General features: G+C 72.8%; 8 protein-coding genes and 1 pseudogene. 6 read left to right on the top strand and 3 right to left on the bottom strand.

What is annotated here, in order from left to right; all coding sequences use genetic code 11:
* Window positions 1-15 precede the first annotated feature (15 nt).
* The 4 genes from AB0H21_RS17590 to AB0H21_RS17575 all read left to right on the top strand — a co-directional run bounded on the left by AB0H21_RS17590 (window position 16) and on the right by AB0H21_RS17575 (window position 4,923).
* On the top strand, window positions 16-537 hold the full coding sequence (locus AB0H21_RS17590) for a MarR family transcriptional regulator (RefSeq protein ID WP_358517384.1): 522 nt from the start codon (window positions 16-18) through the stop codon (window positions 535-537).
* Between the two features lie 175 nt (window positions 538-712).
* The gene (locus AB0H21_RS17585; protein WP_358517382.1) at window positions 713-1,897 is read left to right on the top strand and encodes a serine hydrolase domain-containing protein; all 1,185 of its coding nucleotides are present in this window, start codon (window positions 713-715) and stop codon (window positions 1,895-1,897) included.
* A 176-nt stretch (window positions 1,898-2,073) separates the two neighbouring features.
* Complete coding sequence (locus tag AB0H21_RS17580) at window positions 2,074-4,431, top strand: protein kinase (protein ID WP_358517380.1); 2,358 nt, start codon at window positions 2,074-2,076, stop codon at window positions 4,429-4,431.
* 138 nt (window positions 4,432-4,569) lie between these two features.
* Window positions 4,570-4,923: a VOC family protein gene (locus AB0H21_RS17575; protein ID WP_358517378.1), complete on the top strand. Its 354-nt coding sequence runs from the start codon at window positions 4,570-4,572 to the stop codon at window positions 4,921-4,923.
* 92 nt (window positions 4,924-5,015) lie between these two features.
* Here the strand turns inward: AB0H21_RS17575 and AB0H21_RS17570 are convergent.
* A pseudogene (locus AB0H21_RS17570) lies at window positions 5,016-5,378 on the bottom strand (ATP-binding protein); the annotation flags it as partial.
* Window positions 5,379-5,684: 306 nt separating this feature from the next.
* Here AB0H21_RS17570 and AB0H21_RS17565 point away from each other — a divergent pair.
* Window positions 5,685-7,280 (top strand): hypothetical protein, encoded by a 1,596-nt coding sequence (locus tag AB0H21_RS17565; RefSeq protein ID WP_358517376.1) that lies wholly within the window; start codon window positions 5,685-5,687, stop codon window positions 7,278-7,280.
* On the opposite strand, the gene mptB is transcribed toward AB0H21_RS17565, so the two are convergent.
* Both mptB and AB0H21_RS17555 read right to left on the bottom strand, forming a co-directional pair.
* Window positions 7,270-8,727 carry a polyprenol phosphomannose-dependent alpha 1,6 mannosyltransferase MptB gene (mptB, locus tag AB0H21_RS17560; RefSeq protein ID WP_358517374.1) on the bottom strand — a complete coding sequence of 486 codons (1,458 nt, stop codon included), beginning with the start codon at window positions 8,725-8,727 and terminating at the stop codon, window positions 7,270-7,272. The genes AB0H21_RS17565 and mptB overlap by 11 nt on opposite strands.
* A gap of 419 nt (window positions 8,728-9,146) precedes the next feature.
* The gene (locus tag AB0H21_RS17555) at window positions 9,147-10,904 is read right to left on the bottom strand and encodes a phosphatidylglycerol lysyltransferase domain-containing protein (protein WP_358517372.1); all 1,758 of its coding nucleotides are present in this window, start codon (window positions 10,902-10,904) and stop codon (window positions 9,147-9,149) included.
* 195 nt (window positions 10,905-11,099) lie between these two features.
* Between AB0H21_RS17555 and AB0H21_RS17550 the strand changes: the two genes are divergently transcribed.
* Window positions 11,100-12,284, top strand: a complete 1,185-nt coding sequence (locus AB0H21_RS17550; protein ID WP_358517370.1) for an alpha/beta hydrolase-fold protein — start codon at window positions 11,100-11,102, stop codon at window positions 12,282-12,284.
* Window positions 12,285-12,370: the final 86 nt, after the last annotated feature.

Raw genomic sequence — 12,370 nt, 5'->3', positions numbered from 1 at the left:
AGGTACCCTTTTCGGGTGCAGCATGAAGGACACGACGCGCGGGACGAGGTCGACGCCCTGGTCCCCGCCTGGGAGGCCGAGCTTCCCTCGTCCCTGGTGGCCGTCCTCGAGCTCGGAAAGCGGGTCTCGCGCATCGACGGGCTGCTGGAGCAGGCCACGCGCGCCGAAATGGCCGGCCTCGGCCTGACCTACGCCGAGTTCGACGTGCTCGCCGCGCTGCACCGCGCGGGCCCGCCCCACCGGCTCAAGCCCAGCGAACTCGCCCGCGCCCTGTTCCTGACCTCCGGCGGCACCAGCAACGTGCTGCAACGACTCGCCCGCGCGGGCTACGTCGAGCGGGAGGCCGACGCCGAGGACGGCCGCAGCCGGTGGGTGCGGCTCACCGACGAGGGACGGCAGGTGACCGCCACCGCCCTCGCGGCGTCCAGCCGGGCCCACTCCGACGTCATGGCCGCGGTCCCCGAGGACGTCGTGCGGCGGGCGGCCGACGCGCTGCGCGAGGTCCTGCTCGTCGTCGGTCGCCGCCGCGTCCGCTGACCGGCCGAGCACCGCCGCCACGACCACGAAGTGCCGCCGCCACGTCCGCCGACCGGCCGAGTGTCGCCGCCGTGTCCGCCGGGCCGGGCCAAGTGCGCAACTGATCGTCTGGGCGGCCTCGCGGCCGGTTGTTAGGCTCGGCGAGCGGCAGGGCTTCCCCGAGGAGAGGACGCGCATGACGGCTCAGGGTCACTGCGATCCCCGGTTCGCCCGGGTGCGCGAGGTGTTCGACGCGAGCTTCGCCCGGGGCGAGGAACTCGGCGCGGCGTTCGCCGTGTACCTCGGCGGCGAGCCGGTCGTCGACCTGTGGGGCGGCGTGGCCGACCGCCACACCGGGCGCGCCTGGGAGCGTGACACCCCAGTGCTCACCTACTCGTGCACCAAGGCCGTCACCGCCACCGCGCTGCTCATGCTCGCCGAACGCGGGCTGGTCGACGTCGCCGCGCCCGTCGCCGAGGTGTGGCCGGAGTTCGCGGCCCACGGCAAGCGGGACGTCACGGTCGAGCATGTGCTCAGCCACCAGTCCGGGCTCCCCGCCCTCGACGAGGAGGTCCCGATCGAGGAGTTCGAGGACCACCCCGCCATCGCCGCCCGCCTCGCCGCTCAGGCCCCGATCTGGACGCCGGGCACCGCGCACGGCTACCACGCGCTCACCTACGGCTTCCTGGCCGGGGAGGTCGTCCGCCGGGTCACGGGCAGGAGCACCGGGGAGTTCGTCACCGACGAGATCTCCGGCCCGCGCGGGCTCGACCTGTGGCTCGGCGCCCCGGACGCCGTCGCCGCGCGTGCCGCCCGCATGTCGGCGGGCGAGCGGCTCGGCTCCAAGGGCGGGACGACCACGCCCCCGCCGCAGGGGGAGGGAACCCCGCTGGAGCGGCTGGCCAGGGCGGCGCTGGACAAGACGAGCCTGATGAACCGCGCGCTCGGCAACCCCAACCCGAACAAGCTGAAGGGCGGGGGCAACCACCCGGTGATCCTTCGGACCGGATGGCCGGCGATGGGGCTGGTCACCACGGCCCGCGGCCTGGCCGCGTTCTACCGCGACCTGATCGCGGGCGAGATCCTCAAGCACGACACCCTGCGGGACGCGGTACGCCGACGCGTGAACGGGCCCGACCGCGTGATGATCATCGACAGTTCGTTCGGGCTCGGCTACATGCGCCCGTCGACGAACTTCCTCACCCCGCGCCGGGGCGCCGACACGGCGTTCGGCCACACCGGGCTCGGCGGGTCCCTGGGCCTCGGCGACCCCCGCCACGGCCTCGCCATGGCGTACACGATGAACAGGATGACGACCGCCGGCCCAGGCGTCCTACGCGCCTACCGCCTCGCCTCCGCCGCGTACGACTGCCTGGACTGACCCGTTCGCCCCGGACCGCCGTGCCGGAGGCGCGGCAATAGGCACTGTTCGGGGCGCCCCTACCTGGCGTAATCAAATCGTCACCGTGATGATCTACCAATCCCGTGACATTTCGCGTATCGGGTGAGACCTTCGTCTGGGGAGACGGGAGCATCTTCACCTCTGAGGGGACAACGATGGATGCCTGGTCCGTTCCGGGATACAGGGAAGAACGCACCCTCGGCTCCGGCGGGAGCGGCCGGGTCGTGCTGGCCACCTACAACCAGACCGGCGCCCACGTGGCGATCAAATATCTGAGCGACGAGCTCAGGGGCGACCCGCGCTTCCTGGCCGCGTTCCGCGAAGAGGCCCGCACGATGGTCGAGATCGACGACCCGAACATCGTGCGCTTCTACGAGTACGTCGAGAGCCCGCTCGGGGCGGCCATCGTCATGGAGCTGGTCGACGGGGTGGCCCTGCGCAGGATCCTCCACGAGCACGGGTCCACGAGCCCCGAGGCCGCGCTGGTCGTGCTCAAGGGCTCGCTGGCCGGGCTTTCGGCCACACACGCGCACGGCATCGTGCACCGCGACTACAAGCCCGAGAACGTCCTGGTCCAGGCCGACGGCTTCAGCAGGCTGGCCGACTTCGGCATCGCCACGCCGGCCGGGCAGCCGGGCAGCCCGTCTGGTACCCCGTCCTACATGGCGCCCGAGCAGTGGAACGGCGCGCCGGCGAGCCCCGCGACCGACGTCTACGCCGCGACCTGCGTGTTCTTCGAGTGCCTGACCGGCCGCCGTCCCTACCGCGCCGAGAACGTGGCGGCCCTGCGGCACCAGCACCAGACGGCTCCGATCCCCGCGGACGCCGTGCCGGGTTCGGTCCGGTCGCTGGTGGCCCGCGGCATGGCCAAGAACCCCGCCGACCGTCCCGCGACCGCTCAGGCGTTCATCGGCGAGCTGGAGGCCGCCGCCGTCGCCGCGTACGGGCCCGAGTGGGAGCAGCGCGGCCGCCGCCACCTGGCCGAGCTGGCGGCGCTGCTCGCGCTGCTGTTCCCCCTCGCCGAGCCGCCCGCGCAGGCGGGCTCCAGCCTGGCCGAGTCGGTGCTGCGCCGGCCGCGGCGCGCGCGGCTGCGCCACCTCCCCCGCGTGCTGGTCGGCACCGGCATCCTCGCCGTCGGCGTGGTGATCGCCGTGCTCGCCGCCAACCGCAACAACACGACCATTCGGGACGTCGCCCTGACCTCGCCGACGGTGAAGGCCGCCGTCGGCGAGGGCACGGCCGACCCCGCGTCGCCCTCGCCCGCCGACTCCGGGTCCGATCCGGCGGTCGCGCTGTCGCCGGACTCCCAGGAGCCGGCCACCCCGCCCTCGACCCCGGACGACCGTCCGAGTCCTCCCGAGCCGACGGCCACGGGGAAGGCCAGCCCGACGCCCGGCACCTCCCACAAGCCGTCCCCGACCCCCACGCCCAAGCCGACGCCGACCCCCACCCCGACGCCCACTCCCCTGTCGGTGAGCGACCTGAGCGTCTCCTTCGACGGGCGCACGGCCTCGGTGCGGGTACGGACGTCCACGCCGCAGAACGTCACCCTGACCGCGCGCTTCGCCGAGGGCCCGTCGGCCTCCGACCTGACCCCGGCCGGGACGCGTACGCTCACGCTCGCCGGCGCGACGTCCTACACGCGGCCGATCGACGCCGGGTTCGCGCCGCCGGCCTGCGGCGTCACCGTCTACCGCCAGGTCAGCGTGTCGACCACGCCCAAGGCGAAGGACGGGACGGCGAGCAAGGTCGTCTCGGTGAAGGGCGAGCCGTGCCCGCCGCCGACCGTCGACAACCTCGCCGTCGAGTGGAACGGCCGCACCGCGCGGGTCTCCGTGCGCGCGAACGGGCCCGGGGCCGTGCGCCTCGCGGCGGAGTTCACGCGCAGGGAGGGCGACGGCTCGGCGCAGGTCGTGGACCAGGCGAGCCGCACGCTGTCCGGCGACACGTCCTACGGCCTCTCGCTGGCGGGTGACCTCGGCGAGGTCTCCTGCGGCACGACCGCCTACTTCGGCGTGCGGGTGACGACGCAGCCGGCCGCCGCGAACGGCGCGCAGACCAAGGAGGTCCGGGTCGCCGGGCCCAAGTGCGCCCCGCCGTCGGTCGCGATCACGTCCTTCGACGGCGGCACGCTGACGGTGAGGGTGAGGAACGCGACGCCCGACCCGGTCAGCCTGTCGGCCCAGTTCACCCAGACGCTGGACGTGGGCGAACGCACGGTGACCCGCACCTCCAGCCGTCAGGCGCGGCTGTCCGGCGACACGGTGTACGAGCGGACGTTCACGGTCCGCTTCGGCACCCCGGAGTGCGGCTACAGCGACGTGCGGCGGGTCACCGTGAGCGTCGGCTCCGACCTCGGCACGGCGAGCGACTCCGCCCGCTGGTCGGGACGGGGCGCGCCGTGCGCCGAGCCGACGCCCGAGCCCTCCGACCCGACCACCGACCAGCCGAAGGACCCGCAGCCGGAGAGCCCCAAGCCGGAGGACACCCCGAGGCCGCCCGTCATCCGGTGAGCCGCGCGAGGCGCGCCTTCCCGTCGCGGCGAGGGCGCGCCTGTCCGGGGATCCCCGGAGAGCCCCTAGCGGGGTGCCGTCCGAGCCGTCCTGTCCGGTAGCTTCGAGGCAGAGGAGCTACCCCCAGTGGAGGCCAGCGTGAGCGCGCATGCCCAGAAGGTCGGCAACGTTCTGATCCCCGTCAGCGATCTGGACAAGGCGGTCGCCTTCTACTCGGAGACGCTGGGCCTGACGGTGAAGTTCCGGGACGGCGACCGCTTCGCCGCGCTGGACGGCGGCGGGGTGACCGTCGCGCTGGCCGCCTCGGCCGAGCAGGTCGCGGGCGCGGTCACGGCGCCGTCCTACAAGGTCGGCGACGTCGCGGCGGCCGTGGAGGACCTGACGACGGCCGGGGCCGAGCTCGTCAGCGGCCCCGAGACCGGACCGCACGAGGTCAGGGCCGTGCTGCGCGACCCGTCCGGCAACGTCTTCGTGCTGTACTCGTCCCTCTGACGCCCTGGGCCGGGCGGCGCGTCGGCCTCGGCGGGCGGTGGCAGTCCCGGTTCCCGCAGCGGCTCTGCGCGGGCGAACCAGATGGCCTTGCCCACTCCCCCGGGCAGGGCCTCGACCCCCCAGCGGTCGGTGAGCGCGGCCACGATGCGCAGGCCGCGCCCGTGTTCGAGCTCCGCTCCGGCGGCGAGCAGCCTCGGCCGTCCGGGTCCGTGGTCGGCGACCGAGCCGGCGAGGGTGCCGGAGACGAGCCGCAGCGTCAGGTGGATCGGCGGCGCGCCGTGGATCAGCGCGTTCCCCAGTAACTCGGTGACGACGACCACCATGTCGTCGGTCAGGTCGCGCAGGTCCCACTCCTCGAGCGTCTCGCGGACCAGCGCGCGGCACTTCGCCGTGACGCTCGGGTCTGCGGGCAGTTCCCAGCGGGCCTCGCGGGGGCAGGTCGGGATGCCGGTCATCACGAATGTCCCTGTCCTTTCGCGCGTCGCGGTACATCGGCTTCGTGACGGGCCCCGCGCACGGATCCAGGCGGAGCCGGGCGACGGGGACAGACCTTTACCTTCCGGTGAGCGGCGGGGGCGTCAACAGGCGGTCAGACGGGGTGCGTCTGTAGCCGGGAACCCCTGATCCGGCGGGAGCGCGGCTTCCGGTGGCAGAAACCGGCGGCCGGGTCGCCGATTCCTGACAACCCTGCGTAGCGGAATCAAGCCTTTGGCTACTCTCGGTGTCGGCGATACGCATCCACGGGGGTCGGAGGGTACGCGATGCCACGTAAGCCACGCAGTCTCAAAGAGGAGATGGACCGCCTCACCACCGAACTTCGCGAACGGGGCTCGACCTGGGTCGAGGTCGCGGAGGAGTACCGGCGGCGCTACCGGCTCAACGCCCGGCAGGCGTTCCGCGAGGCTCACCGCCTCACCCAGGAGCGCGTGGTCGAGCAGTGGAAGGAACTGTGGCCCTCCGAGCCGTTCAGCGTGCGCAAGCTCGGCTCGTGGGAGGCGTGGCCCGGTCTCACCGGCAACGAACCCCCGGTGGCCGGGCTCAACCGGCTGGCCCGCATCTACGGGTGCCGGGCGTGCGACCTCGTCGACGGCGAGGACCACACCGGCTCCGACCAGAACGCGAATGTGCCCCGCAGGCGGGATATCCCGACCACGCCGGGCACCCTTACCCTCACTTTCAGTGACATAAAGGACATCCTGCCGACTAAACCACTCCCCGGGCCGGCCTCACCGGGCGACCAGCGTGACCGGGAGTTCGAGCAGCTCGTCCACGCCTTCACGGATTGGGCAACGCAGATGAATCGACGTGACGTTCTCGCCCTGATCGGGGCGGCCGCCACCTCCGCCTACGCCTCGCCGCTCCTGGACCGGCTCGACGCCGAGGAGTCGCAGCGCCTCAGGATGGCGATCACCGATCCGAGCCGGGTGGACGAGACGACGATCGGCCACATCGAGGCGGTCCTGCGCCACTGCATGCGCCAGGAGGACGTGCTCGGCCCGCAGGCCACCGTGGCGACCGTCCTGGCCCAGCAGAACCTGGTCCTCTCGCTGCTGTCGGCCGGGATGTCGGCACACATGCGCGGCCGGGTGCTGTCGCTGCTGGCCGACATCCGGCGCTGCACCGGCTGGATGCTGTTCAACCTCAACGACTTCCGGGCAGCCGACTACTACTACGCGCAGGCGCGCGACGCGGCACACCAGGCCGACGACGACGCGATGTGCGGCATGGTGCTGGCCAACTGGAGCCAGCTCGCCACCTGGCGGGGCGACCCGCGCCTCGGCGTCGAGCACGCGCTCGGGGCGCTGGCCTGGGGACGCCGCGCGGGCAGCAAGATGCTGACCGCCTACGCCTGCGACGTCGGCGCCCGCGCGTACGCCGCGGTGGTCAGGCGGTCGCCCAAGACCGAGCGCCGCAAGGACCACTCCCGCTGCTTCCGGTCGGTCGACCAGGCCGAACGCGAGCTGCACGGAGCCGACGAGGGCGACCCGGGCGCACGGCTCGTCCCGTTCTACGGCCAGGGGCAGTACCTGTCGACCAAGACCGGCTGCCTGCTGGACACCGGCGACCCGGCGCGGGCCCTGGAGGTCGCGGCGGACGCGACGGCGGGCATCGACCCGACCTTCGTCCGCAACGTCGCCTACATCCGCCTGAAGACCGCGCAGGCCCACCTCGACCTGCGCGACATCGAGCAGGCGTGCGAGGAACTCGGGGAGGCCGCGCGGCTGGCCGAGCGCAACACCTCACCCCGGCTGGCGCGGTCGGTCGTGGAGACCCGGGAGAAGCTCAGCCCGTGGAGCCGCACCCGCAGCGTGGCCGCGCTGGACGAGCGCCTGTACACCGCCCGGCTCATCGCCTGAGCGGGCGGGCCCGCAGCGCGCCGGCCAGTCCCAGCGCGACCACGGCGACGATGAGAAGGTCCTCGGCCAGCGGTGCCGCCCAGGGCCGGTAGACCTCGGCGATCCACTGGGCCTGCGGGCCCGGGATCCGCGACAACCCCACGGCGCCGGGCAGGTAGATCAGGCTCGTGACCACCCCGCGGGCCAGTACCGGCCCGTCGAGGCGGCCGGCCGGCATCAGCGCCAGCAGCGGGAAGAGCATGGCGTCGTACCACGGGTGCTGCACGGGGGAGGTCAGCAGCCAGCCCAGGCACAACGCCAGCGCGGGGCGCGCGGAGGCGACATCCGCCGGCCCCTCGGGGAGCCGCCAGAACAACAGCAGGGCGATCAGCAGGGCCGCGCCGAGCGCCAGGCGTCCCTCCAGCGGGGAGTCCGGCGCCCCCGGACCCGTCGTCCCGGGGGCCAGGAACCCGATGACCAGCCGCCAGGGGTCGGCCATGGACCGGGCCCCGAGCTTGCCCGCCAGGTTGTCGATCGCCTCGGGCCCCTGCGTGGCGTACGCGCCGACCAGCGCCGCGGACACGCCCATGACCAGGGCCGTCAGGGTGGCCCACGACCGGCGCGCCGCCCACGCCAGGCCGGCGCCCGCGAGGATGAACGGCGCCTTGACCGCGGCCGCCGCGCCGAGCAGCGCGCCCGCGAGCAGGCCCGCCGCCACACCTCCCCGCCGCAGCGCGAGCAGCGCGGCGAGCAGGAGCGCGACGCCGAGCCCGTCGACGTGGCCGCCGAGGACGACGTGCCAGAGCATCAGCGGGTTGAGGCTCCACAGCAGATGGACGCGGATCCGCCGCTCGCGGTCCGCCCGGGCCAGCCGGTCCAGGACGAGCGCCGACAGCAGGAACGCCAGCGCGGTGGCCAGCTTGAGCGTGAACACGATGCCCGCCATGGACGCGCCGCCCAGCCGGGCGCAGGCGAACTGCGCCCAGGTGGCGAGCGGCCCGTACACCGACGGGGTGTCGCGCCAGGCCAGGGGGGCCATCCGGCCGACCGGGTCGCCGATCTCGTGCAGCCAGGCGGGTGTGGTTACGTAGGGGTCGTGGCCGAGGGCGGCGATCCGTCCGTAGATCGCGTAGTTCAGTACGTCGGTGGACCCGGCGGGCGGCACGACGGCGAGGAGGGCGACGGCGGCGACCACGCCGCCGAGCAGCACGCCGATCGGCGGGCGCCACCCCCGGCGCAGCGCGTACAGGGCGGCGCCGACACCGGCCGCGCCCATGATGACCGCGAGCCAGCCGAGCACGATGACCGTCCCGCCGCCGGGCGCGGCGTGGAAGGACCACGGCGGGGCGCCGCCGCCGAGATCGGGCACCGCCGCCGAGGGACCGAGCAGCGCGATCGCCGCCATGACGGCCACGGCCCCGCCGATCGTCCCCAGCCCCGCGAACCCGGCGATCCGGACGTGCCTCATCGTCGGCTCCTCGGAAAACGCGAGCGGCCGCCTTCTCCGGCGGCGAAGGCGGCCGCGTCTTGGGCGACTTGCATGGATTTAATGTGACGTTCATCGTAGGGCAAGATCACCAGAATGGGGTAATTGCGGGGCGTTACGGGAACGGCGGGAAAAGGGGCGCGCCGATGACCGGCGTTGGCCTGACTTGCGAGCCGAGCCGAAAGATTCCACGCGGTCACGCTGGGCGACCACTATCGAGTGCGATAAATCACACTCAGCCCGTTTTTCACGCCCATCCGGACATGCGACACCCATACCCGACGAGCGCCCAGAAAAGCCTCCGTACGGAGGGATCAGCGGACGAACGCGCTCGTTCTCCCGCGATTAGCAGTGAGATAGTAGGCCGCACGTACTAAGCGGGGCATAAGCCATCGGAAGGCTCACGGGGAGATCGGAACCGGGCCCGGCGGCGGTGCGGTGCCCGAGGGCGTGGAGCCTGGCCTGCGCCGCCGCCTCGGCCAGGACGGCTTCGGCACGCCGGCGGCCAGGAACGCCTCGGCCTGCAACGCCGAGATGCCGATGCGCGGCAGGTCGCGCGCCGTCGGGTACAGCAGGAACCGCGGCTCCCAGAAGGGCCTGAACTTGGCGTTGAACTTGTACAGCGACTCGATCTGGAACCAGCGCGACAGGAACACCAGGACGCCGCGCCAGGCCCGCAGCACCGGCCCCGCCCCGAGCCGCTCCCCGCGCGCCAGCGCCGAGCGGAACATGGCGAAGTTCAGCGAGACCCGGGTGACGCCGAGCAGCGGCGCCGCCTGCAACGTCTTGACGATCAGCAACTCGTTCAGTCCCGGGTCGGCGTCGCGGTCGCGGCGCATGAGGTCCAGCGAGATGCCGCCCGCCCCCCAGGGGACGAAGTGCAGGACCGCGCGGATGTCGCCGCCGGGCAGGCCACGGCCGTCCTCGCCGGACTTGTGCGCCGTGACCACGACGCAGTCGCCGTCGGACGGGTCGCCGAAGCGGCCGAGCGCCATCGAGAAGCCGCGTTCGGTCTCGGCGCCGCGCCAGAAGCCGGCGGCGGCGCGGATCTGCTCCTTCTCGTCCTCGCCCAGGTCGCGGACGCGCCGTACCACGCACTTGTAGCCCGCCCGCTCGGTGCGGTTGACCATCTGGCGGACGTTGCGCATGGCCCGGCCCTCCAGCGTGAAGCCGCCGACATCGACGACGGCCTCGTCGCCGATCTCCAGCGCGCACAGCCCCGCCTCGCGCGCCCAGACCTCGCCGCCGGTCTCGCTGCAGCCGATCACCGCGGGCACCCAGGCGTGCCGCCTGACCTCCTCCATGAACCGCTTGATGGCGCCCGGCCACGCCTCGACGTCGCCGATCGGATCGCCGCTGGCCAGGGCCACCCCGGCGACCACGCGGTAGGCGATCACGGCCTTGCCGGACGGCGAGAAGATGGCGCTCTTGTCGCGCCGCAGCGCGAAGTAGCCGAGCGAGTCCTTGGCGCCGTGCCGGTCGAGCAGGGCGCGGACGCGGTGCTCGTCCTCGGCGCTCAGCGCGGCCACCGGCCGCTCGGGGCGCAGGGCGAGGTAGAGCGTGGTGATCGCGGTGAGCGCGCCGAGCCCGGCCAGCGAGAAGTACACCAGGTCGGCGGTACGGTCGAGGGAGTACTGAACCGGGCCCTCCATGCCGAACAGGCCGAGCAGGACGTGCTGGAGGCGCTCGCCCGGGGACGGGTCACCGACGATCGTCGCCGGGTGCACGCTGACGATCATCCAGCCGATGCCGAGGTCGAGGGCGGCGAGGGCCAGGAAGATCCACAGGGCCCGCCAGCGCGACCGCGGGTCGGACAGGGCGTGGAACTCACGCCGGTTGACCAGGAGCACGGCGAACAGCAGCAGGCCGACGACCGCGTGGGCGGGGTGCCTCCAGCGCAGGGCCTCGACCACGGCGCCCAGCGGGAGCAGGACGATCACCGCGCGCCACGCCCGCACCTTGCGGCGGCGCAGCGCGTGGGCCAGCATCACGAGCAGGACGCCGACCAGCAGCGACGCGGCGGCGGCCAGCGTGGTGACCGTGCCCGGCAGCAGGCCGGCGATCACGCTCACCCGGCTTCGCCGGAAATGCGGGAACACTCCGCGAATGATGTCGATTATGCCGATGACGAGCGCGGCGTACCCCGCCGCGGCGGGCACCCAGGAACGCGATGCCGCGAAACGCGAAAGGCGTGACCGGTCCTTCACAACAGGACACACTAGAGGGTGCGATCCGTGATTCGGGCGTCCGAGAAGTGATACATCGTTACCCTGGCCCTCTATCGCTTGAGTCGCTTTTACTGGCACTACCATAAAAGACGCCATGGAGTGAGACCAAGACCGGGGGAAGCAACATTGGGACTCACCGCAATAAAGCTGGAGCTTCTGGTGGCCTCGCTGGCCGTAGCGGGGCTCGTCACGACGGTGTGGTGGATATGGCCGCAGCTGAGCGCGCGCACGATTCCATCCATTCTCGGACGGGTGGGGGTGCTCCTCCTGAACCAGATCCTCACCCTGGCCACGCTCGGGCTCGCCCTTAACAACTACTTCGGCTTTTACGGCAGTTGGGCGGATTTGCTGGGCACCGACACCCCGCAGTCGGCGCCCATCGTCGCCGACCAGGGCGCGGGCGTCCCGCCCCCCGCGGAGGTCACCAGCGGCGTCCAGGTCATCTCCACCACCCGCGTCCCGCTGATCTCCGGCAGGAACGGCGACGCCGGGGGCAGGCTCCAGCAGGTCGTCATCTCGGGGGCCACCTCGCGGCTGAGCTCCCCGGCGTACGTCTACCTGCCGCCGCAGTACTTCGAGGAGCGCTACGCCGACACCCGCTTCCCGGTGATCGTCGCGCTGACCGGCTACCCGGGCGACGCGCGCAACCTGGTGACCCGCATGAACATGCCGATCGTCGCCGCCAAGGCCATCGACCGGCGCGAGATGATGCCCGCGATCATGGTCCTGATGCGCCCGACCGTGGCGCCGCCCCGCGACACCGAGTGCGTGGACGTTCCGGACGGCCCGCAGGCCGAGACGTACTTCACCAAGGATCTCAGGGAGGCGATGGCGAGCGGCTTCCGGGTGGGGACCGACGCCGCGAACTGGGGCATCCTCGGCGCCTCCACCGGCGGTTACTGCGCGCTGAAGGTGGCCATGCGGCACCCGGAGGCGTACTCCGCCGCGGTCTCCCTGTCCGGCTACCTCAAGCCGCCGATCGACGCCACGACCGGCGACCTGTTCGGCGGCAGCCGCAAACTCCGGAACGAGAACGACATGATGTGGCGACTGGCGCACCTGCCCCACCCGCCGATCTCGGTGCTGGTGACCAGCAGCAGGCAGGGCGAGTCGAACTACCAGTCCACGCTGGCGTTCCTGCAGGCCGTGAAGCCCCCGATGCAGGCGTCCTCGCTGATCCTGCCGAGCGGGGGCCACAACTTCAACACCTGGAGCCGCGAGGTGCCGCAGGCGCTGCCCTGGCTGGTGCAGCAGTTGCACATGCCGGCGCACGCCTCCCCTGCCTCGCCCACGCCGAGCCCCCGGTCCTGACGCGGGGCAGGCGGAACCCTGGGCCGGCGCGGCGGGACGCCTCCAGCCGCTCGGTGAGCGCCACGAGGTCGGCGGTCACCGCCGTG

It is taken from the genome of Sphaerisporangium sp. NPDC051011, from assembly GCF_040653595.1.
GTDB lineage: Bacteria > Actinomycetota > Actinomycetes > Streptosporangiales > Streptosporangiaceae > Sphaerisporangium.
The sequence above is the reverse complement of the archived record's forward strand: the minus strand, read 5'-3'. Positions and strand labels throughout refer to the sequence as shown.